The following is a 25,120-nucleotide window of genomic DNA, read 5'->3' as shown; positions in this document are numbered from 1 at the left end:
CGAGCGCCCTGGGCAGGTGGCCGGGCCGTAGCCAGTGCCTTCCTGTAGGGCAACTTTATTTCCCTAGAGGCATAGCAATTGGCCTGCCAAGGCTCGCCGGAGGCCGGTAATTTCTGCTAGGTGATTGAATGGAAAGGCTTTGTTCCGGATGGATGGTGAGCGGGCCAGGGTTGCGGCTGGCGGGCCGCGCATTTTCTTGGTGCGAATTTGAATTTCCTGTCAAGCAATATGGCAGGCCCGCGCCGGGGTGTCCGGCGTGGCCGGTAAATCCAATCGCGGACGGAGTCCGCTACTACGGAGGAGGAATACCGTACCTCCCGGTAACCTGTAGGGGCCCTGCCCGCGATTCGCGCGCAGGGCGCGCTCCTACATGGGAATGGTGTGGGTGGGGCGGCGTAGCGGATTCATCCGCGATTCGCGCCGTTGGTTCCGGCCATCGCGAACAAGGTCCTACGGTGCCAGGAAGCACGGCTTTTCGTAGGATGGCGTTGAGCGAAGCGATACCCATCACCACGGCAGCATGGGTATCGCAAGCTCAACCCATCCTACGAAGAGCACATCGGCGCAAGACAGTTGCTCCTACGACCGTGCTTCCCTGTAACCGTAGGAGCGGACTCCGTCCGCGATGCCCTGCCGGCGAAAACAAAAAGGCCGGCGATCGCTCGCCGGCCTTCGGGGACTACCCGCCGTGGCTCAGTACCGCACCTGCCCCGGCACCCAGTTGGTGCCAGCCAGGGGCACGCGGGCCATGGCCGCGGCTTCCACGGTCAGGGCCACCAGGTCTTCCGGGTCGAGGTTGTGCAGGTGCGACTTGCCGCAGGCGCGGGCCATGGTCTGCGCCTCCAGCACCAGCACCCGCAGGTAGTTGGCCAGGCGGCGGCCGGCTTCCACCGGGTCCAGGCGCTTGGACAGCTCCGGGTCCTGGGTGGTGATGCCGGCCGGGTCGCGGCCGTTCTGCCAGTCGTCGTAGTAGCCGGCGGCCGAGCCGATCTTCTTCAGTTCCTCGTCCAGGCGCGGGTGGTTGTCGCCCAGGGCCACCAGCGCGGCGGTGCCGATGGCCACCGCGTCGGCGCCCAGGGCCATGGCCTTGGCCACGTCGGCGCCGTTGCGGATGCCGCCGGAGACGATCAGCTGCACCTGGCGGTGCATGCCCATTTCCTGCAGCGCCTGCACCGCCTGCGGGATAGCCGGCAGGATGGGGATGCCGACGTGCTCGATGAACACTTCCTGGGTGGCCGCGGTGCCGCCCTGCATGCCGTCGAGGACGATCACGTCGGCGCCGGCCTTCACCGCCAGCTTGACGTCGTAGTACGGGCGGCTGGCGCCGATCTTCACGTAGATGGGTTTTTCCCAATCGGTGATCTCGCGCAGCTCGGCGATCTTGATCGCCAGGTCGTCCGGGCCGGTCCAGTCCGGGTGGCGGCAGGCGCTGCGCTGGTCAACGCCGATCGGCAGGGTGCGCATGCCGGCGACGCGCTCGGTGACCTTCATGCCCAGCAGCATGCCGCCGCCGCCGGGCTTGGCGCCCTGCCCCAGGACGATCTCGATGGCGTCGGCCTTGCGCAGGTCGTCGGGGTTCATGCCGTAGCGCGAGGGCAGATACTGGTACACCAGGTGCCGGGACTGGCCGCGCTCTTCCGGGGTCATGCCGCCGTCGCCGGTGGTGGTGCTGGTGCCGGCGATGCTGGCGCCGCGGCCCAGGGCTTCCTTGGCGTTGGCCGAGAGCGCGCCGAAGCTCATGCCGGCGATGGTCACCGGGATCTTCAGGTGGATCGGCTTCTTGGCGAAGCGGGTGCCCAGCACCACGTCGGTGCCGCACTTCTCGCGGTAGCCTTCCAGCGGATAGCGCGAAACGCTGGCGCCCAGCAGCAGCAGGTCGTCGAAGTGCGGCAGCTTGCGCTTGGTGCCGCCGCCGCGGATGTCGTAGATGCCGGTCTCGGCGGCGCGCTGGATTTCCTGGATGGTCAGGCGGTCGAAGGTGGCGGACTCGCGCAGCACCGGGGTGTGTTTCTCGCTCATGGGGGGTCTCCTCGCGGCGCGATCAGTAGGCCGAAGCGTTGTCGACTTTGAAGTTGTACAGCTGGCGGGCCGAGCCGTAGCGCTTGAAGGCGGCCGGGTCCTCGTCGAAGCCGGCGCGGTTGAGCAGCTCCTTCAGCTCCACCAGGTGCTCGGCGCGCATTTCCTTCTCGATGCAGTCCGAGCCCAGGGACTTGACCTCGCCCTTGACGTAGATGCGCACCTCGTAGAGCGAGTCGCCCAGGGCGTCGCCGGCGTCGCCGCAGACCACCAGGCGCCCGGCCTGGCCCATGAAGCAGCTCATGTGGCCGATGCTGCCGCCGACCACGATGTCCACGCCCTTCATCGAGATGCCGCAGCGCGCCCCGGCGTCGCCTTCGATCACCAGCAGCCCGCCGTGGGCGGTGGCGCCGGCGGCCTGGGAGGCGCTGCCCTTCACCCGCACGCTGCCGGACATCATGTTCTCCGCCACGCCCACACCCACGTTGCCGTGCACGGTGACGCTGGCCTTCTGGTTCATGCCCGCGCAGTAGTAGCCGGCGTGGCCCTGGATATCCACGGACACCGCCTGGTCGATGCCCACGGCCAGGTTGTGCTTGCCGTCGGGGTGGGTCACCAGCCATTCGCGGTCCTGCACCTCGCCGTGCAGGGCCTGGTTGAGTTCGCGCACCGAGGCGCTGGAAAGGTCGATGGTCTTCATGCAAGGGTCTCCAATGTTCTGCTCGGTGCGGGTCAGGCGCTTTCGCGCTCCCAGACGTAGAGGGTGGCCGGCTCCGGTTCCCAGACGCGCGCCTTGTCGATGCCCGGCAGGCTGGCCAGGGCCTGGTATTCCGAGGCCATGGCCACGTAGTCGTCGGTTTCGGCCAGCACCGCCGGCTTGCAGGCGATGGGGTCGCGGATCACGGCGAAGCCGTTGCGGGTGCCGATGGCGAAGGTGAAGAAGCCGTCCAGGTCGTTCAGCGCGCCGTCCAGGGCCTGGGCCAGGCTGTCGCCCTGGCGCAGGCGCCAGGTCAGGTAGCCGGCGGCCACCTCGCTGTCGTTGTCGGTCTCGAAGGCGATGCCCTGGCGCTTGAGTTCCTGGCGCAGGCGGAAGTGGTTGGACAGCGAGCCGTTGTGCACCAGGCACAGGTCGGCGCCGGTGGAGAACGGGTGGCTGCCCTCCATGGTCACCGCGCTCTCGGTGGCCATGCGGGTGTGGCCGATGATGTGGCTGCCCTTCATGCCGGCCAGGCCGAAGCGCTGCGAGATTTCCTGCGGCAGGCCCATGCCCTTGAGGATTTCGATGCTCTGCCCGGCGCTCATGATGCGCACCGCCGGGGCCAGCTCGGCCAGGGCCTGGCGCACCGCGGCTTCGTCGCAGTGGATTTTCAGCACCGCGGCGCTGGCGTTCTGGAACCAGTCCAGCGAGCAGCCCAGGCGCGCTTCCAAAGCGCCCATCAGCTCGGCCCAGGGGTAGCCGGCGTCGCTGGCCTGGAGGGTCAGCTTGACCCAGCCGTCGGCCACTTCGTCACCGTAGATGGCGAAGCCGGCGCTGTCCGGGCCGCGGTCGGTCATGGCTTGCAGCATGGGTTCGAAGAGCTTGCCGAGCTGGCTCTCCAGTTCGGGCTTCTTCAGGTAGAGGCCTACGATTCCGCACATGGTTCGTCTCCTTCGAGGCAGCAGGCGGCCGCCGCTTGGTCGTCACGGTCGCCCAGAGGGGTAAATGGGGTGCGCCCGGCGGGCGCGGCGGTCAGAAGAATTCGGTGTAGCGCTGGATCTCCCAGTCGGAGACGTGGCGGCTGTATTCCACCCACTCCATGCGCTTGAGCTTGATGAACTCGTCGACGATCTCGGCGCCGAGCACCTCGCGGAACAGCGGGTCGGCCTCCAGGGCGTCGGTGGCTTCCTTCAGCGACTGCGGCAGGGTCTTGATGCCGCGCGCGGCGATCTCCTCCAGGCTGAGGTTGTAGAGGTTCTCGTTGCACATCTCGCCCGGCTCCAGCTGGCGGTCGATGCCGTCCAGGCCGGCGGCGATGATGGCGGCGGTGACCAGGTAGGGGTTGCAGCCGGCGTCGGGCAGGCGGAACTCCAGGCGGCCGTAGGGGATGCGCACCATCGCCGAACGGTTGTTGGCGCCGTAGGCGATGAACGCCGGGGCCCAGGTGGCGCCGGACAGCGAGCGGCCCACCACCAGGCGCTTGTAGGAGTTGACCGTGGGCGCGGCGAAGGCGCACAGCGCAGGTCCATGGGCCAGCAGGCCGGCGGCGAAGTGGTAGGCCAGCTTGGACAGGCCCACGCCGCTGGGGTCGGACGGGTCGTGGAAGAGGTTCTTGTTGCTGGCGCTGGCGATCGACAGGTGGAAGTGCATGCCGTTGCCGGCGCGCTTGGGGTCGGGCTTGGGCATGAACGAGCAGATCATGCCCAGGTCGTTGGCGATCTCGCCGGCGGCCATGCGGAAGAAGGTGAAGCGGTCGGCCGATTCCATGGCGTCGCTGTAGGTGTAGTTGATCTCGAACTGGCCGTTGGCGTCCTCGTGGTCGATCTGGTAGATGTCGAAGCCCACCGGCTGCAGGGCCTCGGTCAGGCGTTCGAGGAACTCGCGGGAGCGCGACAGGCCCTTGTAGTCGTAGCAGGGCTTGTCGAGGTTGTCCGAGGCGTCCACCAGCTGCAGCTTGCCCTGGGCGTCGCGGCGGAACAGGCTGAATTCCGGCTCCAGCCCGGTGTTCAGCACCCAGCCCTTGTCGGCCAGGCGCTGCACCTGCTGCTGCAGCACGAAGCGGCTGTCGTAGGGGTGCGGCTTGCCGTCGACGTGGCCGATGCACACCACGCGGCCATAGCCCGGCTGCCAGGGCACCGGGATCAGCGTGGAGAGGTCGCCGCGGGCCATGAAGTCCGGGCCGTGGGGCTCCATGCCCATGCCGCAGATGGCGAACCCGGCGAACCCGGCGCCCTCCTCGGCCACCGCCTTGAGGCCGGACACCGGCACCGACTTGGTCTTCGCCGCGCCGTGGATGTCGACGAACTGGGCCAGCACGTACTTGATGCCGTGCTGGTCGATGGTGCGCTGGGTTTCGCTTGGCAACATGGGGGAGCTCTCCGGTTGAATGGGCAAGGCGTTGTCGGTGCCTGGGGCGGTTTGCGCCGGGGCTTCCGCCCCTCGAATTCCGCTCAGGAAACTTACTTTCCCATTAGGAATGCAATGCCAGTGCCAAGTCCGGAGCGCCGTGATGGGAGGCAGCCACGGCGGCTTTTCTTCTGTATATATGGGAAACTTGCTTTCACTGTGGGAAAGTTGCCAAGCCGCAGCCGCCTCTCCGCACTTTCTCAGTGCGAAATAATTATTCTTGAACCTAAACCGTGCAGGAACCCTGAATGTCGACCGAGACCCAACCGCGCCTCCGCCTGGAGCAGTACCTGGGCATGCAGATCAAGCGCCAGCGCCAGGCGCAGGAGCTCAAGCTGGCGGACGTGGCGCGCATCGCGGGGATCAGCCAGGGCATGCTGAGCAAGATCGAGAACGCCCAGGTCTCCACCAGCCTCGACACCCTGAGCCGCCTGTGCGACGTGCTCGGCATGCCGATGTCGAAACTTTTCAGCCAGTACGACCAGCCCGACGGCAACGCCCTGCTGGTGAAGGCCGGCGACGGCCTGGAAGTGGTGCGCCGGGGCACCGAGAAGGGTCACACCTACCAGTTGCTCAACCACACCCGCGGGCCGAAGAAGAACTTCGAGGCCTACATGGTCAGCATGGACGACGCCAGCGAGGAGTTCCCGACCTTCTCCCACCCCGGCACCGAGTTCCTCCACCTGCTGGAGGGCGAGTTGGTGTACCGCCACGGCAACCAGCTCTACCCCATGCAGGCCGGCGACAGCCTGACCTTCGACGGCGAAACGCCCCACGGCCCGGAGAAGCTGGTGCAGGTGCCGATCCGGCTGTTGTCGATCATGAACTACGGCAACGATTGAGCGGCCGGGAGACCAGGCACGCCATTCCCCTGTAGGAGCGAGCTTGTCCGCGATAGCCGGAGATTCCGGCGCGATTCGCGAATGAGATCCGCTCCTACACCACCCCACCCGCTCCTACAGTCCGAGGTGAGGCGTGATTCCCGCGTAGGGCGCATAACCATTCGCGGTTATCCGCCGATGTCAATGCCTGCACCGTCCCCCTGTAGGAGCGAGCTTGCTCGCGAACAAATACGGTGCCATGCGGTTCGCGAGCAAGCTCGCTCCTACAACGATCCGCCGGCCCGCTGCACTCCCCGACCGTCCGGCCGAAAACTTTCCTGTCAGGATAAAAATTTTCCCCAGGGTATGGACCCACGGATTCGCTTCGCCTATAAAAGCGCGAAAGGAAATTTATATTCCCAACAGTAAAAATCCATTCACCGGCAAAAGCCGTCCCCGCCGGTGAAACTTCCGCCCTTGCGCGCCGAGCTGCCTCCACACATCACGAGGACCCGACATGCACCACACCCCCAGCCACTTCATCATCCGCATCAGTTGCCCGGCGGTGTCCGGGATAGTCGCGGCGGTGACCACCTACCTGGCCGAGCAGGGTTGCTACATCAGCGAGATGGCGCAGTTCGACGACGAAGGCAGCGGCCGCTTCTTCATGCGCGCCGTGTTCCGCTTCAACGAGGGCCTGGAGGGCGACATCGGCAACATCGAGTCCGGTTTCGCCGACGTGGCCAGCCGCTTCGACATGGACTGGAGCCTGCACAGCAGCGCCAAGCCGATGCGCGTGCTGCTGATGGTCAGCAAGTTCGACCATTGCCTGGCCGACCTGCTCTACCGCCACGCCAAGGGCGAGTTGGAGATGAGCATCACCGCCATCGTCTCCAACCATCTCGACCTGCGGCCGATGGCCGAGCGCGAAGGCATCCGCTTCATCTACTTGCCGGTCACGAAAGACACCAAGGCCCAGCAGGAAGCCGAGCTATTGAAGATAGTCGCGGAGACCGGCACCGAGCTGGTGGTGCTCGCCCGCTACATGCAGATCCTCTCCGACGACCTCTGCAAGCAGCTCTCCGGCAAGGCCATCAACATCCACCACTCGTTCCTGCCCGGCTTCAAGGGCGCCAAGCCCTACCACCAGGCCTACGAGCGCGGCGTGAAGCTGATCGGCGCCACCGCGCACTACGTCACCAGCGACCTCGACGAGGGCCCGATCATCGAGCAGGAAGTGCAGCGCGTGGACCACGCCTACGCCCCCGACGACCTGGTGGCCATCGGCCGCGACACCGAGACCATCGCGCTGTCCCGCGCGGTGAAGTACCACCTGGAACATCGCGTATTCCTCAACCACGACCGCACGGTGATCTTCAAATGAATGCCATTCCCAGCGTCAAGCTCATCGACGGCAAGGCCACCTCGGCGCGGGTGCTCGCCGAGGTCCGCGAGGAAGTCCTGGCCCTGCGCGAGCACGGCATCCAGCCGGGCCTCGCCGTGGTGCTGGTGGGCAGCGACCCGGCCAGCCAGGTCTACGTGCGCAACAAGGTGCTGCGCGCCGAGGAAGTCGGCATCCGCTCGCTGGAGCACAAGCTGCCGGCGGACACCGGCGAGGCCACCCTGCTCCAGCTGATCGCCGAATTGAACGAAGACCCGGCGGTGAACGGCATCCTCGTGCAACTGCCGCTGCCCAAGCACATAGACGAAAACCGCGTGCTCCAGGCCATCGACCCGCTGAAGGACGTCGACGGCTTCCACAGCGAGAACGTCGGCGGCCTCAGCCAGGGCCGCGACGTGCTCACGCCCTGCACCCCGGCCGGCTGCATGCGCCTGCTGCACGACACCTGTGGCGACCTCGCCGGCAAGCACGCGGTGGTCATCGGCCGCTCCAATATCGTCGGCAAACCGATGGCCGCGCTGCTGCTCAAGGCCCACTGCACGGTGACCGTGGTGCACTCGCGCAGCGCCAACCTGCGCGAGCTGTGCCGCCAGGCCGACATCGTGGTCGCCGCCGTGGGCAAGCCGCGCCTGGTCGACGCCAGCTGGCTGAAGCCCGGCGCGGTGGTGATAGACGTGGGCATCAACCGCATCGACGAGGACGGCCGCAGCAAGCTGGTCGGCGACGTCGACTTCGCCAGCGCCCTGTCCCAGGCCGCGGCCATCACCCCGGTGCCCGGCGGCGTTGGGCCGATGACCATCGCCTACCTGATGAAGAACACCCTGGCCGCCGCGCGCCTGCAACGCGCCGGCGCCACCGCGGAGTAAGCAGCATGCCTTTCGCCCTCCTGAAATACGGCCTGAGCGCCGACTACCCGGTGGAAGTCGACTTGCCGCCGCCCTGCGAGCTGAAGCCGCGCTACGACGTGGTGATCATCGGCGGCGGCGGCCACGGCCTGGCTACCGCCTACTACCTGGCCAAGTACCACGGCGTGACCAACGTCGCGGTGCTGGAGAAGGCCTACCTGGGCGGCGGCAACACCGCGCGCAACACCGCGGTGATCCGCTCCAACTACCTCACCAGCGAGGGCGTGAAGTTCTACGCCGAGTCGGTGCGGATGTTCCAGGGCCTGTCCAACGAGTTCGACTTCAACATCATGTACTCCGAGCGCGGCCAGCTGACCCTGGCCCACACCGACGCCACGGTGCGCGCCTTCCGCCAGCGCGCCGAGGTGAACAAGCACTTTGGCGGGCGCACCGAGATGCTCGACCGCCAGCAGATCCGCGAGCTGGTGCCCACGCTCAACCTCGACCCCGGGCACCTGCCGGTGATCGCCGGGCTGTGGCACATCGACGGCGCCACCGCGCGCCACGACGCCGTGGCCTGGGGCTACGCCAAGCAGGCGGCCAAGCGCGGCGTGGAAATCCACCAGCTCACCGAAGTGCAGGACCTGGTGGTGCGCGACGGCCGCATCGAGGCCGTGAAGACCAACCGCGGCACCGTGCAGTGCGGCTGCGTGGTCCAGGCCATCGCCGGGGCCAGCTCACTGCTGATGGCCAAGGCCGGCATCCGCGCGCCCATCCACACCTACCCGCTACAGGCCATGGTCACCCAGCCGTTCAAGCCGTTCCTCGACCCGCTGGTGAGCTCCTCGGCGCTGCACTGCTACGTGCAGCAGACCAGCCGCGGCGAGATCGTCTTCGGCGGCGGCTCCGACCCCTACCCGCTGTACAACACCCGCTCGACCCTGGACCTGAAGGAAAGCCTGCTGGCCCACGCCATCGAGATGTTCCCGTTCATGGCCAACGCCAAGCTGATGCGCCAGTGGGCCGGGATCACCGACATGACCCCCGACTACAGCCCGATCATGGGCCTGTCGCCGGTCGAGAACTACTACCTCGACGCCGGCTGGGGCACCTGGGGCTTCAAGGCCACGCCCATCTGCGGCAAGACCATGGCCGAGCTTGTGGCCAGCGGCGGCAAGGTGCCGGAGCTGATCGCGCCCTTCGCCCTGGAGCGCTTCAGCCGCTTCCAGCAGGTCAACGAAATGGGCGCCACCGCGGCCAGCCACTGAGGATGCGCAGATGAAGATCATGACCTGCCCGCTCAACGGGCCCCGCAACATCAGCGAGTTCACCTACGGCGGCGAATTCAAGCGCATGCCCGACCCGGCCGGCTGCTCCGACGCGGAGTGGGCCGACTACGTGTTCAACAGCGACAACGCCGCCGGCGTGGTGCTCGAATGGTGGCTGCACAACGCCTCCAGCTACTGGTTCCTGGCCGAACGCCACACCGTCAGCGACCAGGTGATCCGCACCTTCGACCCGAAGGAAATCTTCGACCGCCGCATCGACTTCGCCCCGCAGGAGACCGCCCAATGAGCGCCCTCACCCGCCTGCCCGCCCCCATGGGCCTGCTGATCGACCGCACGCGGCCGCTGCGCTTCTCCTTCGACGGCCGCGACTACCAGGGCTACGAGGGCGACAGCATCGCCAGCGCCCTGCTCGGCAACGGCCGCTGGCTGCTCTCGCGCTCGTTCAAGTACCACCGCCCGCGCGGCCCGCTGACCCTCGCCGGGCAGGACGCCAACGCCCTGGTGCAGTTGCCCGACGAGCCCAACGTGCTGGCCGACATGCACCCCGCCCGCGAAGGCCTGGCGGTGGAAGGCCAGAACTTCTCCGGCAGCCTCGACAACGACCGCGACGCCTACCTGGGCAAGTTCTCGCGCTTCATGCCGGTGGGCTTCTACTACCGCTCGTTCTACAAGCCCAAGGGCATGTGGAAGGTGTGGGAACCGCTGATCCGCAAGAAAGCCGGCCTCGGCGTGCTCGACCTTGGCTTCAAGCCGCAGTACTACGACAAGGCCTACCTGTTCGTCGACCTGGCGGTGATCGGCGCCGGCCCCGCCGGCCTGCGCGCCGCGCTGGACGCCGCCAACGCCGGGGCCAGGGTGTTGCTGGTGGAACAGCAGCCGGTGCTCGGCGGCTCGCTGAACTACGCCCGCTTCGACATCGCCGGCCGCCGGGCCGCCGCGCTGCGCGCCGAGCTGGTGGGCGCCGTCGAGGGCCACCCGAACATCCAGGTGCTGACCCAGGCCACCTGCAACGCTTGGTTCACCGACAACTACCTGCCGGTCATCCAGCACAAGCGCATGTACAAGGTGCGCGCCACCCGCTGCCTGGTGGCCGCCGGCTCCTTCGACCAGCCGGTGGTGTTCCGCAACAACGACCTGCCCGGCGTACTGCTGACCAGCGCCGCGCAGCGGCTGATGAAGCTCTACGCGGTGAAGCCGGGCAAGCGCGCCGTGGTCCTCACCGGCAACGACGACGGCTACCTGGCCGCCCTCGACCTGCAGGAACAGGGCGTGGAGGTGGCCGCGGTGGTGGACATGCGCGCCGCCCCGGCCGACGCCGAGCTGGCCGCCGAACTGCAGCGCCGGCACATCCCGCTGCACGTCGGCAGCACCGTCTACGAAGCCCTGCACGAGGCCGGCATGCGCCACGTCAGCGGCGTCGACATCCGCCGCATCGCCGGCCAGGGCGAGGTCGCCGCGCAAGGCACGCAGCTGGCCTGCGACCTGCTGTGCATGTCCGCCGGCTACATGCCGGTCTACCAGTTGCTGTGCCAGGCCGGCGGCAAGCTGGCCTACGAGGAGGAGCGCGCCGAGTTCGCCATCAGCGGCCTGCCCGCCGGGCTGGACATCGCCGGCTCGGTGAACGGCCGCCACGCCCTGGGCAACGTGCTCGCCGACGGCGCCCATGGCGCCGCCGCGGCCCTCGCCGCGCTGGGCCTGGACGCGCCGGCGCCGGCCGCCTTCGCCGGCGAGGCGCAGGTGAACTTCCCCTGGCCGATCTTCCCCCACCCCAAGGGCAAGGACTTCGTCGACTTCGACGAGGACCTGCAGGTGCGCGACATCGTCAACGCCACCCGCAGCGGCTACCGCGACGTGCAGCTGGTCAAGCGCTTCTCCACGGTCGGCATGGGCCCGTCCCAGGGCCGCCACTCGGCGCTGCCCACCGCGCGCCTGGTGGCCCAGGCCACCGGCCGCGGCATCGGCGAAACCGGGGTGACCACCGCGCGCCCGCCGTTCGAGGCGGAGAAGCTCGCCCACGTCGCCGGCCGCGCCTTCGACCCCTACCGGCAGACGCCCATGCACCGCCGCCATGTCGAGGCCGGGGCGAAGATGATGCCCGCCGGCATCTGGCAGCGCCCGGCGTTCTACGGCAAGGCCGAGGATCGCGAGCGCTGCATGCAGGAAGAGGCCCGCCACGTGCGCGAGCGAGTCGGCCTGATCGATGTCTCCACCCTAGGCGGCCTCGACGTGCGCGGCCCCGACGCCGCCGAGCTGCTGGAGCGCCTGTACACCTTCGGCTTCGCCAGGCTGGCGGTCGGCCGCACCCGCTACGCGCTGATGACCAACGAGCACGGCGTGGTGATCGACGACGGCGTGTGCGCGCGCCTGGGCGAGCGGCACTTCTACGTCACCGCCACCACCAGCGGCGTCGACCGCATCTACCAGCAGATGCTCAAGTGGAATGCGCAGTGGCGCCTCAACGTGGACATCGCCAACGTCACCGCCGCGCTGGCCGCGGTGAACCTGGCCGGCCCGCTGTCGCGCCAGGTGCTGGCCAAGCTCTGCGACGACGTCGACCTGTCCGCCGCAGCCTTCCCCTACCTGGGCGTGCGCAGCGGCAAGGTCGCCGGCATCCCGGCGCGCATCCTGCGGGTGGGCTTCGTCGGCGAACTGGGCTACGAGGTGCACGTGCCGGCGCGCTTCGCCGAGCGCCTGTGGGACGCGCTGATGGAAGCCGGCGCCGAGCACGGCATCCGCCCCTTCGGCGTGGAGACCCAGCGCCTGCTGCGCCTGGAGAAGGGCCACGTGATCATCGGCCAGGACACCGACGGCATGACCCACCCGGCGGAGATCGACATGCAGTGGGCGATCGGCCGCAAGAAGCCGTTCTTCGTCGGCAAGCGCTCCATCGAAATCCTCGAGGCGCAGCCGCTCAAGCGCAAGCTGGTGGGCTTCGTCCTGCCCAAAGGCAGCGCCCAGCCGCTGGAGGGCCACCTGGTGCTCGACGGCGCCGACATCAGCGGCAACGTCACCTCCTGCGAGTACTCGCAGAGCCTCGGCCAGATCGTCGGCCTGGCCTACGCCGGCGCCCACCAGGCCACCCCGGGGATGCAGATCCCGATCCGCGTGGAGGGCGGCGCGGTGGTGCGCGCCACCGTCGTCCAGCTGCCCTTCTACGACCCGCAGAACCTGCGCCAGGAGCTCTGAGCCATGTCCAGCCTGAAAGCCGAAGACTTCATCGAACGCAGCCCGCTGTACCCGCTGCACCGCGGCGCGCGCCTGGCCGCCCTGGGCCGCGCCGCCATAGTCGCGCGCTACGGCGAGCAGGAAGAGCACGCGCAGTTGCGCAGCTGCGCGCTGATCGACCTGAGCAACCTGCCCCGCGCCGGTTTGCGCGGGGCCGACGCCTCCGCCTACCTGCAAGCCCGCGGCTACGCCCTGCCCGAGGCGCCCAACCGCGCCCTGCGCCAGGCCGACGGCGGCCTGGTGGCGCGCCTGTCGCAGACCGAGTACCTGCTGCTGGGCAGCCTCCACGACGGCGGCGCGCGCGTCGCCGCCGAAGAGGCCGCCTGGCAGCTGGACGACAGCGCCAACTACCTGCTGCCGCGCCAGGACAGCCACGCCTGGCTGCAACTGAGCGGCGAGCACTACGCGCAGGTGATGGCCAAGCTCTGCGGCGTCGACCTGCGCCCGACGGCCTTCGGCCCCGGCGCGGTGGCGCAGACCTCGGCGGCGCGGCTCAACGTCATCGTCATCAACGCCAGCGACGACGACCTGCCCAACCTGCAGATCCTCTGCGACCGCGCCTCGGTGCAGTACTTCTGGGAAGCGCTGCTCGACGCCATGGCCGAGTTCGACGGCCGCCCGGTGGGCATCGACGCCCTGCTCGACTGACCGGCCGGCGGCGCCCCGCGACGGGCGCCGCCGTGGAGGCCCCATGAGTGAAAGCGACTACCGCGTGCCGGCCCTGGAACGCGGCCTGAACCTGCTCGGGCTGTTCAACGCCCGCCAGCGCAGCCTGGGCATGAACGAGATGGCCGAGCGCCTGGGGGTGAGCCCCTCGGCGCTCTACCGCATCGTCCAGACGCTGCAGGACATGGGCTACCTGAACCGCCTGGAGCGCAACCAGTACGAACTGGGCGCGCGGGTGATCTCCGACGGCTTCGCCTACCTGAGCAGCCGCGACATCGTGGAAATTGCCCTGCCGCACCTCAACGCCCTGCGCGACAGCACCTCGCTGTCGTGCCACCTGAGCATCCGCGAGCAGACCGACAGCCTGTACATCTACCGCGCCTTCGCCCCGCAGCGGCTGACGGTGAACATCCCGGTGGGCACCCGCCTGCCCTGCCACGTCACCGCCCTGGGCCGGGTGCTGCTCACCGCCCTGGACGAGGACGGCCTGGCCCAGCTCTACCAGCAGGTACGCCTGGACGACTACCCGCCGCCGGCGCCGCGCACCCTGTTGGAACTGCAGCACACCATCGCCGAGGACCGCGAACGCGGCTGGGTGCTGCACCGCTCGGACTACTCCACCGCCATCGCCACCGCCATCCGCGACCGCAGCGGCCAGGTGGTGGCCGCCATCAACCTGTCCGGCCCGGAGGCGGTGCTGGCCACGCCCAGCGCGGAAGGCCGCTACCTGGGCCTGCTGCGGGAAACCGCGGCGGACATTTCCGCCGAGCTGGTGCTCTAGGCCAGCCGGGGCGGCGGCCCAGCCACCCCGTGCCGCTCACCTCGCCCCGACAGATTGGTTGAGTACGCTTTTTCTCACCTTCAGGTTTCAAAAACCTCACGCAAGCCCTCCCCCTTCAATCCCTTTCCCCAGCGCCCCAGCCCGCCTCCGGCGCACGTCGGCGGCTGCCTGGCGGCCTGACGCGACCGGCCATTGCGCCCTGTGCCCGGCCGACGCAGCCGACCGGTCGGTCATTCGCTGAAGAAAAAGCCCGCGACCTCTGTTGACAGGTTTTGCCCATCGCCCATACGCTGAATACATCGCTGCACACATCAAAGCGCACAACACACCACACAGCGATGAAAGTTGTTTGCCTTCTGCCTACAAAAACAAATTTACGGAGAGGTCAAAATGGCTCGTATGTTCCCCCGCTCCATCCGCAAGGCCCTCGCCTGCGCGGCCGCCGTCGGCGCGCTGCTCACCCAGACCCCGTCCCAGGCCGCCGATACGTCCATGTGGCAGGGCGTGCAGAAGACCGGCGTATTGCGCTGCGGCGCGGCGGTCGCCGCGCCCTATGTGATGCGTGACGCCGGCAGCGGCCAGTACAGCGGCTACTTCGTCGACCTGTGCCGCGACTTCGGCGAGAAGGTGCTGAAGGTCAAGGTGGAGTTCGTCGACACCAACTGGGACAACCTCGTCGCCGGCCTGCAGAGCGGCAAGTGGGACCTGGCCATGGCCCTCAACCAGACGCCCGAGCGCGCCCTGGCGGTGGCCTTCTCGGCGCCGGCCACCGACTACCAGGTGTCGCTGGTGGTGAACAAGGAGAACCCCAAGTTCAGCGGCGCCGGCAACGCCATCGCCGACTACGACAAGCCCGGCGTGACCTTCGCGGTGATGTCCGGCACCGCCCAGGACAAGGCGATTTCCTCTGTGCTCAAGCAGGGCACCGTCATGCGCCTGCCGGGCATGGACGAAACGCGCCTGGCGCTGATGTCGCGGCGCGCCGACGTGCTGGTCGACGCCAGCGACACCAACCACCTGTTCGCCATGGCCAACGACTGGGCCAGGGAAGTCCTGCCCAAGCCGGCCCTGGCCAAGCAGGGCGTGGCCTTCGGCATGCGCCGCGACATCTCCGCGGCGGACCTGCAGGTGCTCAACATCTACGTGACCCAGCGCCGCGAGACCGGCGAGATCGACCGCCTGGTCGACAAGGCCTCCGCCGAAGTCAACGCCAAGACCGCCGCCAAGTAACTCCCGCCGACACCGGGGGCCGCGCAACGGCGGCCCCCGCGGAGAACACCGCTCATGAATACCCCGCGTTTGGTGGCTGCCCAGCCACAGGCTCCGTTCGCCCCGGATTCCACCGCCGGCGGCGACTTCATCCAGCTCCGAGGCGTGTGCAAGGCCTACGGCGAACAGCTGGTGGTGATGGACAACATGGACCTGGACATGCGCGCCGACGACCGCCTGGTCATCATCGGCCCGTCCGGCAGCGGCAAGAGTTCGCTGCTGCGGGTGCTGATGGGCCTGGAGGGCATCCAGGGCGGCAGCATCGCCTTCCAGGGCCAGCCCTACATCAGCGGCGGCCAGCGCCGCGGCAAGCCGCTGAACGAGGCGCTGCGCACGCAGATCGGCATGGTCTTCCAGCACTACACGCTGTTCCCGCACCTGTCGGTGCTGGGCAACCTGATCCTCGCCCCGTGCAAGGTCCATGGCCTGTCCCGGGCCGCGGCGACGGAGAAGGCCCGCGCCTACCTCGCCCGCCTGGGCCTGGAGAGCAAGCTGCACGCCTACCCCAGCCAGCTCTCCGGCGGCCAGAAGCAGCGCGTGGCCATCGCCCGCGCGCTGATGCTCGAACCCAAGCTGATGCTGTTCGACGAAGTCACCTCGGCGCTGGACCCGGAGATGGTCATCGAGGTGCAGAACGTGATGCTGCAGCTGGCCGAGCAGAAGATGGCGATGATCATCGTCACCCACGACATGCACTTCGCCCGCCACATCGCCACCCGCGTGGTGTTCTGCGCCAACGGCCGGGTGGTCGAGCAGGGCCCGCCCGAGCAGATCTTCAGCCAACCCAGGGAGGCCCGCACCCGCGAGTTCCTGGAAAAGGTCGTGCACCTGGATTGAGGGCGGCGCCATGAATTACCAATTCGACTTCCATTTCTTGAGCGGCAGCCTGCCGGCGCTGCTCGGCGGCCTGAAGGTCACCCTGGAGCTGGCCCTGGTGTCGAACCTGATCGGCCTGGTCTGCGGCTTCGGCCTGTGCCTGATGAGCCTCAGCCGCTGGTTCTTCGTCCGCTGGCCGGCGCAGCTGTTCATCGAGTTCTTCCGCTGCACCCCGGCGCTGCTGCAGATCGTCTGGTTCTTCTACTGCGTGCCGATGCTCTTCAACGTGTTCATCGACCCCATCGCCATGGGCTTCCTGGCCCTGGGCCTGAACCTCACCGCGTTCAACGCCGAGGCCTACCGCGCCGGCGTGCAGGCGGTGCCGCGCGAGCACCTGGACGCCTGCGTCGCCCTGGGCCTGAAGCCCTGGCAGCGCACGCTCTACGTGGTGCTGCCGCAGGCCCTGCGCAGCGCGGTGCCGGTGCTGATGACCAACGGCATCGGCAGCCTGCAGCAAAGCGCCCTGGTGGCGATAGTCGCGGTGTCCGACCTGATGTACGTCGGCAAGAGCCTGGCCACCGAGGCCTACCGCCCCCTGGAAACCTACACCCTGATCGCCCTCGTCTACTTCGCCCTGTCGCTGCCCATCGGCCAGTTGGTGCAGTACCTCGAACGGCGCCAGGACCTGGCGACGCAGCGCTGAGGAAACCGCCATGAGCCTCGATTTTTCCGTCGTCTTCTCCTACTGGCAGGTGCTGCTCAAGGGCCTGGCCCTGACCCTCGCCTTCACCCTCGGCTGCGCCGTCATCGGCAGCCTGGCCGGCTTCGTCCTGGCCCTGCTGCGCAACGTGCGCAGCCGCCTGCTGAAGCTGCCGGTGACGCTGTTCGTCGAGTTCTTCCGCGGCACGCCGCTGCTGATCCAGCTGTTCTGGGTGTTCTTCTGCTTCCCGGTGGTGTTCGGCCTGGACATCCCGCCCTACGTCTCGGTGGTGATCTCGCTGACGCTGTACATGGCGGCCATCACCAGCGAGACCTTCCGCGGCGCGCTCAAGTCCATCGCCGGCGAGCAGCACGACGCCTGTACCGCGCTGGGCCTCACGCCGCGGGTGAAGGTGCTCTACGTAGTGTTCCCGCAGGCCCTGCTGCGCGCGGTGCCGCCGCTGCTGTCGAACGTCGTCAGCCTGTTCAAGGAGAGCGCGCTGATCTCCTCCGTCGGCGTCGCCGACCTGATGTTCGTCGGCCAGAACATCTCCAACAGCACCGCGCGGCCGGTCGAGTTCCTCTCCGCCGTCGCGGTCATCTACTTCCTCGTGGCTTTCCCGCTGACCCGCCTGGTCGGCGTGATCGAAGCCCGGATGCTCAGGCGCTACGCCTACTAACCCCCCACCACCGATGCGGAGATCCACCATGCAACTCACTGGCATCCTGCCCGCCCTCGTCACGCCCTTCGACAAGTCCGGCGCGGTCGACCACGACACCCTGGCCTCGATCCTCGAATACCAGCTCAAGGCCGGTGTCAGCGGCTTCGTCCCGCTGGGCTCGACCGGCGAGTACTACGCGCTCACCAACGAGGAGCGCCGCCAGGTCCTGGCCACGGTCAAGGAAGTGGTCGGCGAGCGCGGCACCTTGATCGCCGGCGCCAACGGCTCCTGCACCCGCGAGGTGCTGGAACAGGTCAAGCAGACCGTGGAAGCCGGCTACACCAACCTGCTGATCGCCCCGCCCTACTACGCGCTACCGTCCCAGGAAGAACTGCTGGCGCATTACCGGACCATCCTGGAGACCTTCCCGGAAATCAACCTGGTGCTCTACAACTACCCGGTGCGCACCAACGTCGAGGTCGGCATGGGCGTGGTCCAGGCGCTGGCCGAGCACCCGCGCGTCATCGCCATCAAGGAAAGCAGCGGCAACCTGCTGCGCGCCATCGAGATCGGCACCAACTACAAGGACAAGGTGCAGCTGTCCTGCGGCTCCGACGACCAGGCCCTGGACTTCTTCCTCTGGGGCGCCAGCAGCTGGATCTGCGGCCCGGCCAACTGCTTCCCCGACCAGGTGACCGACTTCTACCGCAAGTTCGCCTCCGGCGACCTGGCCGGCGCCCAGGACGTGATGCGCAGCCTGTTCCCGGTGATGGCCAGCCTGGAAAGCGGCAAGTTCGTGCAGAAGGTGAAGTACGGCTGCGAGCTGGCCGGCTTCAGCGCCGGCAACGCGCGCGCCCCGCTGCTGCCGCTGACCGACGAAGAAAAGGCCGAATTCCGCAAGGTATTCGAGGCTTCCCAGCGCTGAGCGCATGGACGCCGCTACCGCCCCGGCAGCGGCGTCCCCTGGAGGACGCACCCCATGAGCCGACAGAGTTTCACCTGCATCGAAGGCCATACCGAAGGCATGCCCGTGCGCATGGTCGTCGACGGCGCCCCCGAGCTGCACGGCGCCAGCATGAGCGAAAGGCGCCAGCACTTCCTGGCCGAGCACGACTGGATCCGCCGGGCGCTGATGCTCGAACCGCGCGGCCACGCGCACATGTCGGGCACCCTGCTCTACCCGCCCGTGAGCGAGGACGCCGACCTCGCGCTGCTGTTCATCGAGACTTCCGGCTGCCTGCCCATGTGCGGCCACGCCACCCTCGGCTCGATCACCTTCGCCCTGGAAGCCGGCCTGGTCCGGCCGAAGACGCCGGGCACGGTGATCGTCGACGTCCCCGCCGGGCGCATCAGCGCGCAATACCGCATGCAGGACGGCAAGGTCGGCGGCGTGCGCTTCACCAACGTGCCGAGCTTCCTCCTGCACCGCGACCTGAGCATCCGGCTGCCGGCCCTCGGCGAGCTGCGCCTGGACATCGCCTACGGCGGCAACTTCTACCCGATCATCGAGCCGCAGCCGAACTACCCCGGCTGCGAGCACTTCACCCCGCAGCAATTGCTGGCCTGGGGGCGCGAGGTGCAGGCGCTGGTGAACCGCGAGTTCGCCGTGGCGCACCCCGAGGACGCCAGCATCCGCGGCGTGAAGCACTGCATGTGGGCCGGCCGCCCCTTGGCAGCCGACGCCGATGGGCGCAGCGTAGTGATTGCCGGCGACAGCCTGATCGACCGCTCGCCCTGCGGCACCGGCACCTCGGCCCGGGTGGCCCAGCGCCATGCCCGCGGCCTGCTGGCGCGCGACGCCGTGTTCCGCCATGAAAGCCTGATCGGCAGCCGCTTCGACGGTCGCGTCGAGGAAGTCCTGGCCCTGGCCGACGGCACGCCGGCGGTACGCCCGAGCATCGAGGGCCGGGCCTGCATCACCGGCCGCGCCGAACATTACGTCGACAGGGCCCAGCCCTACTGGCAGGGTTTCAGCCTGGAAGACTTCACCGACCACCGCAGCCCGGAAGAGACCCTGAAATGAACGACCCGCAAGCCGCTTCGCAAAACGCCATCGTCGTCGGTGGCGGCATCGTCGGTGTCTGCTGCGCCCTGTACCTGCAGCGCGAAGGCTACCGCGTGACACTGGTGGACCCGGCCGCGCCGGGCGACAGCACGGCGAAATGGAGCTGCGGGCAGATGGCGGTGAGCGAGGTTATCCCGCTGTCCAAGCCGGGCATCCTGATGAAGGTGCCCGGCTGGCTGCTCGACCAGCGGGGCCCGCTGGCCCTGCGCCCCAGCGCGCTGCCGGGCATCCTGCCGTGGTTCCTGCGCTTCGTCGCCTGCGCGCGGCATTCGAAGATCGCCGAGATCGCCCGCGACATGGCGCGCCTCACCCATCACGTCTACGAGGACTACGCGCCGCTGCTCGACGCCTGCGCGGACAAGAGTCTGCTCGGCCAGCGGCCGATCATCGAGGTGTTCGACTCGCCCGCCGCCCTGGTCCACGAGCGCCCGCACCTGGAGCTGCGCAAGTCGCTGGGCTTCCAGTCCGAGGAACTCGACGGCGCCGCCATCGGCGACCTCGAACCGGCCCTGGCCGGCAAGTTCCGGCACGGCCTGCTGTTCCCCGACTGGCGCGCGGTGAACGACACCGAAGGCTTCATCGCCGCGCTGACCGAGAGCTTCATCGCCCAGGGCGGCATCCGCGTGCGCGAGCGGGTGAAGCACATCGACGAAAGCGCCGACCGCGCCGCCGGCGTCACCCTGGCCGACGGCAGCCGCTACCCCGCCCAACTGGTGGTGGTGGCCGCCGGCACCGGCTCGCGGCAGTTCTTCGAGCAACTCGGAGTGAGCATCCCGCTGGCCGGCATCGCCGGCTATCAGGCGGTGCTGCCCACCCCGGGCGTGGACATCCGCCATTCGGTGATCTACGCCGACGGCGGCTTCTGCTTCGCCCCCATGACCCGCGGCCTGCAGATCGGCGGCACCATCGAGTTCGCCGGCCCCAACGCCGAACCCAACTTCCGGCGCGCCGAGATCATCCTGGAAAAGGCCCGCCGCGTGCTGCCGCAGCTCGACACCGCCAAGGTCGAGTTCGGCGTCGGCTACCGCCCCTTCCTGCCCGACACCAAGCCGGTGATCGACCGCTCGCCGCGCCTGGGCAACGTACTCATGGCCTTCGGCCACGGCCAGCTCGGCCTCACCCTGGGCGCCACCACCGGCCGCCTGGTCGCCGACCTCGCCGCCGGCCGCCGCCCGGCCCAGGACCTCAGCCCCTTCAGCACTCGCCGCTTCGCCTTCATCGGAGGAACCGCATGAACTACCAGCAGCTCTACATCGACGGCCAATGGCTCGCCCCCGCCAAGGGCGGCAGCTTCGACACCTTCGACCCCAGCGACGAAACCCTCCTCGCCCGGGTGGCCGCCGCCACCGCCGAGGACGTGGACGCCGCGGTGCGCGCCGCCCGCCGGGCCTTCGACGAAGGCCCCTGGCCGCGCATGAGCGGAGCCGAGCGCGCCGCCGTGCTGCGCCGCATCGCCGAAGGCATCCGCGGCCGCCAGCAGGAACTGGCCGAACTGGAAGTGCGCGACAACGGCAAGCCGCTGCCCGAGGCGCTGTGGGACATCGGCGACACCGCCGGCTGCTTCGACTTCTACGCCGGGCTGGCGGAAAAGCTCGACGCCGGCCAGGAGCAGGAAATCGCCCTGGCCGACGAGCGCTTCAGCTCGGTGGCGCGCAAGGAGCCGGTGGGCGTGGCCGGCGCCATCATCCCCTGGAACTTCCCCATGCTGATGGCCGCCTGGAAGGTCGCCCCGGCCCTGGCTGCCGGCTGCGCCATGGTGCTCAAGCCCTCGGAACTGACGCCGCTGACCGCCCTGCACCTGGCCCAGATCGCCCATGAAGCCGGCCTGCCGGCGGGCGTGCTCAACGTGGTGACCGGCCTGGGCGCCGACGCCGGCGCGCCGCTGGCCGAGCACCCGGGCGTGGACAAGCTGGCCTTCACCGGCAGCGTGCCCACCGGCAGCCGGATCATGCAGGCCGCCGCCCGCGACATCAAAAACATCAGCCTGGAGCTGGGCGGCAAGTCGCCCTTCGTGATCTTCGCCGACAGCGACATCGAGGCCGCCGTGGAGTGGATCCTCTTCGGCATCTTCTGGAACCAGGGCGAAGTCTGCTCGGCCACCTCCCGCGTGCTGGTGCAGCGGGCGCTGTACGAACCGCTGCTGGCGCGCCTGGCCGAAGAGGCGCGGAAGATCACCATCGGCAACGGCCTGCGCGAAGGCGTGCTGCTCGGCCCGCTGGTCAACAAGACGCAGTACGACAAGGTGCTGCAGGCCATCGCCCGCGGCCAGGAAGAAGGCGCGCGGCTGGTCTGCGGCGGCGAGCGCCCGGCCGGCCTGGACAAGGGTTATTACGTGCAGCCGACGGTGTTCGCCGACGTGCCCGAAGACGCCTGGATCTGGAACGAGGAAATCTTCGGCCCGGTGGTCTGCGTGCGCCCGTTCGACAGCGAGGACGAAGCCGTGCGCTCGGCCAACGCCTCGCGCTTCGGCCTGGGCGCCGCGGTGATGTCCCGCGACCTGCCGCGCTGCGAGCGCGTCGCCCGGCGGTTCCGTGCCGGCATCGTGTGGATCAACTGCTCGCAACCGACCTTCAGCGAGGCGCCCTGGGGCGGCTACAAGCACAGCGGCATCGGCCGCGAGCTGGGCGAATGGGGCCTGAACAACTACCTGGAAACCAAGCAGATCACCCGCTACGACAGCGAGCAGCCCTGGGGCTGGTACATCAAGTGAGGTGCGACTGATGCGCTGGAAGAAGACGCTGCAACTGGCCGACGTGCACTGCGAAGGCGAGATCGGCAAGGTCATCACCGGCGGGGTGCTGGGCATCCCCGGCGAGACCATGCTGGACAAGATGAATTACATCAACGAGGTCGACGACAGCCTGCGCCGCCTGGTGGTCATGGAACCGCGCGGCTGCCTGCAGATGTCGGTGAACCTGCTGCTGCCGCCGACCAACCCTGCGGCCGACGCCGGCTTCATCGTGCTGCAGGCGGACAAGGCCCACCCGATGTCGGGCAGCAACTGCATCTGCGTGGTCACCGCGCTGCTGGAGCTGGGCATGCTGCCGATGCAGGAGCCGGAAACCACCGTGGTGCTGGACACCCCCGCCGGGCTGGTCACCGCCCGCGCGCGCTGCGCCGACGGGCGCTGCCTGGGAGTGTCGCTGGACATGGTGCCGGCCTTCGTCGAGCAACTGGACGTGCCGATCGACGGCGGCGAGTTCGGCCCGCTGAAGGCCGACATCGCCTTCGGCGGCGTGTACTACGCGCTGATCGACGTCGAGCAGGTTGGCCTGGCCATCGCCCCGGAGAACGCCCGCGAGCTGGCCGATGCCGGCGTGAAGCTGCGCGGCCTGATCAACCAGCAGGTGCGCGTGCGGCACCCGCTGTACCCGCAGATCGACGAGGTGGCCTACGTGATGTTCCGCAACCGCCTGGACGCGCGCACCTACCAGACCTGCACCACCCTGCCGCCGGGGCGCGTCGACCGCTCGCCCTGCGGCACCGGCAGCTCGGCCAACCTCGCCACGCTGAGCGCGCGCGGCCTGGTGCGGCCCGGCGAGCGCCTGGTGTCGCGCTCCACCATCGGCGGCGAGTTCCAGGTGGAGTTGCTCGGCGCCACGGAAGTGGCCGGCAAACCGGCAGTGCTGCCGCGGGTGGAAGGCCGCGCCTGGCTGTACGGCATCCAGCAGATCGGCGTGGACCCGGACGACCCGCTGGCCGCGGGCTTCATGCTCAGCGACACCTGGGGCCCGGCGTTTCCGCGCTGAACGCGGCCACGCTAAGATGGCGGGCTGGTCTGTATGACACAGCCCGCGCACACCGAGACCTGATGATGGCCAAAGAAGAAGAAGTGGAAAGCCCCGGGCGCCGCCATGGCGGACGCTATATCTACGAGGAGCTGCGCAAGCAGATCCTCACCCTCAAGCTCAAGCCCGGCGTGCAGCTGGACGAAGTCTCCCTGGCGGCGCAGTTCGGCCTGTCGCGCTCGCCGGTGCGCGATGCCCTGGCCCGGCTGACCAGCGAAGGCCTGGTGACCATCCTGCCCAACCGCACCACCCTGGTCACGCCCTTCGAGATCGAGGAGTTCCCCAACTACGTGGCCGCGCTGGACCTCATCCAGCGGGCGGTCACCCGCCTGGCCGCGCTCCAGCGCAGCGACGAGGACCTGCAGGCGATCCGCAAGGCCGACGCGGCCTACATGGCGGCGGTGGAATCCGGCGACTTCCAGGCGATGTCCGAGCTGAACAAGGCCTTCCACATGGCCATCGCCGAGGCCGGGCGCAACCCCTACTTCGTCAGCTACTACGAACGCCTGCTGGGCGAAGGCCAGCGCCTGCTGCACCTGCACTTCGACTACATCGTCAGCTCGGCCGGCACCGCCCGCCTGGGCCGCGACCACGAGGAAATCATCGAAGCCATCGCCGCCCGCGACGCGGAAGCCGCCGAAAAGGCCGCCCACGAGCACACCATGCTGTTCCAGCGCCGCTTCCTGGAATACATGCAACAGAACCTGACGGCGAAAATGAGCCTGGCCTGAACTTCAACCACCCCCGAACTTCAACCACCAATAGGAGCAAGGGATGTCTTCCGCGAAACCGCTGTGCGGGCAAAACATTCTGGTCACCGGCGCCTCCGGCCAGATCGGCGCAGCCATCGTCCGCCGCCTGGCGCGGGAAGGCGCCCGGCCGATCATCCACTTCGGCCGCGACCGGGCCGGCGCCGAGGCGCTGCTCGCCGCTGTCGGCGGCGAGGGCTGGCTGGTCCAGGCCGACCTGTCGGACGCGCAGGGGCCCTTCCAGCTGTGGCGCGAGGCCCAGGCCCTGGCCGGGCGGGTGCACGGCCTGGTCAACAACGCCGGCATCCGCACGGAAATCTCCATCGATGCCGACGAGGCGGCCTGGACGGCGGCCTGGCAACGGGAGTTCCAGGTCAACTTCTTCTCCGCCGCCACGCTGTGCAAGGAAGCCCTGCGCCATTTCCGCGCCCTCGGCGGCGGGCGCATCGTCAACCTCGCCAGCCGCGCCGGGCAACGCGGCTATGCCGCCGACGCCATGCCCTACGGCGCGACCAAGGCGGCGCTGCTCAACCTCACCAAATCCATCGCCCGCAGCTTCGGCCAGGACGGCGTGGCGGCGGTGGCCATCGCCCCCGGCTGGGTGCGCACCGACATGGCCGAAGACTTCATCGCCAGGCACGGCAAGGCCGCGGCGGTCGCCGAAATCCCCATCGGCGAAATGGCCGAGCCGGACGAAGTGGCCGAACTGGTGGCCTTCGCCCTGCGGCCCTCGCTGCCGTCCCTGAGCGGCGCGACGCTGGACCTGAACGGCGGCAGTTATATCCGCTAGCGGCCGGCCCCAGTCGCCGCGCAGGTTGCCGGAGGCCGCCCCTCCCGTTACAACGAGAGGCTGGACATCAGGCGGCTGACAGGGTTTTCTGAAGGGCTTTAGCGGCCACGACAGAACCAAGCGCGTGGCGACCG

Annotated in this window: 23 protein-coding genes; 19 read left to right on the top strand and 4 right to left on the bottom strand. The window is 68.7% G+C overall.

Translation table 11 applies throughout. The features are described from left to right. Positions 1-693: 693 nt before the first annotated feature. The 4 genes from RN02_RS05095 to glnT all read right to left on the bottom strand — a co-directional run bounded on the left by RN02_RS05095 (position 694) and on the right by glnT (position 5,080). Entirely contained in the window at positions 694-2,019 is a 1,326-nt protein-coding gene (locus RN02_RS05095; RefSeq protein ID WP_043313394.1) for an FMN-binding glutamate synthase family protein, read from the bottom strand. A 22-nt stretch (positions 2,020-2,041) separates the two neighbouring features. Continuing rightward, on the bottom strand, positions 2,042-2,716 hold the full coding sequence (locus RN02_RS05090; RefSeq protein ID WP_009622548.1) for a glutamate synthase: 675 nt from the start codon (positions 2,714-2,716) through the stop codon (positions 2,042-2,044). A gap of 32 nt (positions 2,717-2,748) precedes the next feature. After that, positions 2,749-3,654, bottom strand: coding sequence for a class II glutamine amidotransferase (locus tag RN02_RS05085; protein WP_009622549.1), 906 nt, complete (start codon positions 3,652-3,654; stop codon positions 2,749-2,751). 91 nt (positions 3,655-3,745) lie between these two features. Then, complete coding sequence (gene glnT / locus RN02_RS05080) at positions 3,746-5,080, bottom strand: type III glutamate--ammonia ligase (RefSeq protein ID WP_009622550.1); 1,335 nt, start codon at positions 5,078-5,080, stop codon at positions 3,746-3,748. Positions 5,081-5,367: 287 nt separating this feature from the next. On the opposite strand from glnT, the gene RN02_RS05075 reads away from it, so the two are divergent. The 19 genes from RN02_RS05075 (at position 5,368) to RN02_RS04985 (ending at position 24,986) form a co-directional block, all read left to right on the top strand. Next, positions 5,368-5,961, top strand: coding sequence for a helix-turn-helix domain-containing protein (locus RN02_RS05075; protein WP_009622552.1), 594 nt, complete (start codon positions 5,368-5,370; stop codon positions 5,959-5,961). 496 nt (positions 5,962-6,457) lie between these two features. Next, positions 6,458-7,324, top strand: a complete 867-nt coding sequence (purU, locus tag RN02_RS05070; protein WP_043313393.1) for a formyltetrahydrofolate deformylase — start codon at positions 6,458-6,460, stop codon at positions 7,322-7,324. After that, positions 7,321-8,208 carry a bifunctional methylenetetrahydrofolate dehydrogenase/methenyltetrahydrofolate cyclohydrolase FolD gene (gene folD, locus RN02_RS05065; protein ID WP_043313391.1) on the top strand — a complete coding sequence of 296 codons (888 nt, stop codon included), beginning with the start codon at positions 7,321-7,323 and terminating at the stop codon, positions 8,206-8,208. Before purU ends, folD begins: the two co-directional genes overlap by 4 nt. 5 nt (positions 8,209-8,213) lie before the next feature. Then, entirely contained in the window at positions 8,214-9,455 is a 1,242-nt protein-coding gene (locus tag RN02_RS05060; RefSeq protein ID WP_043271774.1) for an FAD-dependent oxidoreductase, read from the top strand. Positions 9,456-9,465: 10 nt separating this feature from the next. Then, complete coding sequence (locus tag RN02_RS05055; RefSeq protein ID WP_009622566.1) at positions 9,466-9,762, top strand: sarcosine oxidase subunit delta; 297 nt, start codon at positions 9,466-9,468, stop codon at positions 9,760-9,762. After that, positions 9,759-12,662, top strand: a complete 2,904-nt coding sequence (locus tag RN02_RS05050; protein ID WP_043313389.1) for a 2Fe-2S iron-sulfur cluster-binding protein — start codon at positions 9,759-9,761, stop codon at positions 12,660-12,662. Before RN02_RS05055 ends, RN02_RS05050 begins: the two co-directional genes overlap by 4 nt. A 3-nt stretch (positions 12,663-12,665) precedes the next feature. Beyond that, positions 12,666-13,349 carry a sarcosine oxidase subunit gamma gene (locus tag RN02_RS05045; RefSeq protein WP_009622570.1) on the top strand — a complete coding sequence of 228 codons (684 nt, stop codon included), beginning with the start codon at positions 12,666-12,668 and terminating at the stop codon, positions 13,347-13,349. Between the two features lie 43 nt (positions 13,350-13,392). After that, positions 13,393-14,148, top strand: a complete 756-nt coding sequence (locus RN02_RS05040; protein WP_009622572.1) for an IclR family transcriptional regulator — start codon at positions 13,393-13,395, stop codon at positions 14,146-14,148. Between the two features lie 390 nt (positions 14,149-14,538). Next, positions 14,539-15,378: a substrate-binding periplasmic protein gene (locus tag RN02_RS05035; protein WP_043313388.1), complete on the top strand. Its 840-nt coding sequence runs from the start codon at positions 14,539-14,541 to the stop codon at positions 15,376-15,378. A gap of 54 nt (positions 15,379-15,432) precedes the next feature. Further along, positions 15,433-16,254: an amino acid ABC transporter ATP-binding protein gene (locus tag RN02_RS05030; protein WP_043313386.1), complete on the top strand. Its 822-nt coding sequence runs from the start codon at positions 15,433-15,435 to the stop codon at positions 16,252-16,254. Positions 16,255-16,264: 10 nt separating this feature from the next. Beyond that, a complete protein-coding gene (locus RN02_RS05025) occupies positions 16,265-16,936 on the top strand; it encodes an amino acid ABC transporter permease (RefSeq protein WP_043313384.1) in 672 nt (223 codons plus the stop codon). Positions 16,937-16,946: 10 nt separating this feature from the next. Next, the gene (locus tag RN02_RS05020) at positions 16,947-17,612 is read left to right on the top strand and encodes an amino acid ABC transporter permease (protein WP_043313383.1); all 666 of its coding nucleotides are present in this window, start codon (positions 16,947-16,949) and stop codon (positions 17,610-17,612) included. A gap of 28 nt (positions 17,613-17,640) precedes the next feature. After that, positions 17,641-18,519 carry a 4-hydroxy-tetrahydrodipicolinate synthase gene (gene dapA / locus RN02_RS05015; RefSeq protein WP_043313382.1) on the top strand — a complete coding sequence of 293 codons (879 nt, stop codon included), beginning with the start codon at positions 17,641-17,643 and terminating at the stop codon, positions 18,517-18,519. A 54-nt stretch (positions 18,520-18,573) separates the two neighbouring features. After that, positions 18,574-19,617, top strand: a complete 1,044-nt coding sequence (locus RN02_RS05010; protein WP_043313381.1) for a 4-hydroxyproline epimerase — start codon at positions 18,574-18,576, stop codon at positions 19,615-19,617. Continuing rightward, positions 19,614-20,894, top strand: coding sequence for an NAD(P)/FAD-dependent oxidoreductase (locus RN02_RS05005; RefSeq protein WP_043313379.1), 1,281 nt, complete (start codon positions 19,614-19,616; stop codon positions 20,892-20,894). The genes RN02_RS05010 and RN02_RS05005 overlap by 4 nt, the downstream gene beginning before the upstream one ends. Next, positions 20,891-22,369, top strand: coding sequence for an aldehyde dehydrogenase family protein (locus RN02_RS05000; RefSeq protein WP_043313378.1), 1,479 nt, complete (start codon positions 20,891-20,893; stop codon positions 22,367-22,369). The genes RN02_RS05005 and RN02_RS05000 overlap by 4 nt, the downstream gene beginning before the upstream one ends. A 10-nt stretch (positions 22,370-22,379) precedes the next feature. Continuing rightward, on the top strand, positions 22,380-23,408 hold the full coding sequence (locus tag RN02_RS04995) for a proline racemase family protein (RefSeq protein ID WP_043313376.1): 1,029 nt from the start codon (positions 22,380-22,382) through the stop codon (positions 23,406-23,408). A gap of 62 nt (positions 23,409-23,470) precedes the next feature. Continuing rightward, positions 23,471-24,178, top strand: coding sequence for a GntR family transcriptional regulator (locus RN02_RS04990; RefSeq protein WP_009622591.1), 708 nt, complete (start codon positions 23,471-23,473; stop codon positions 24,176-24,178). Positions 24,179-24,221: 43 nt separating this feature from the next. Continuing rightward, complete coding sequence (locus RN02_RS04985; protein ID WP_043313374.1) at positions 24,222-24,986, top strand: SDR family NAD(P)-dependent oxidoreductase; 765 nt, start codon at positions 24,222-24,224, stop codon at positions 24,984-24,986. Positions 24,987-25,120: the final 134 nt, after the last annotated feature.

Source organism: Pseudomonas sp. PI1 (assembly GCF_000812405.1).
Lineage (GTDB): Bacteria > Pseudomonadota > Gammaproteobacteria > Pseudomonadales > Pseudomonadaceae > Pseudomonas > Pseudomonas citronellolis.
This window is presented reverse-complemented; position numbering and strand designations above follow the sequence as displayed.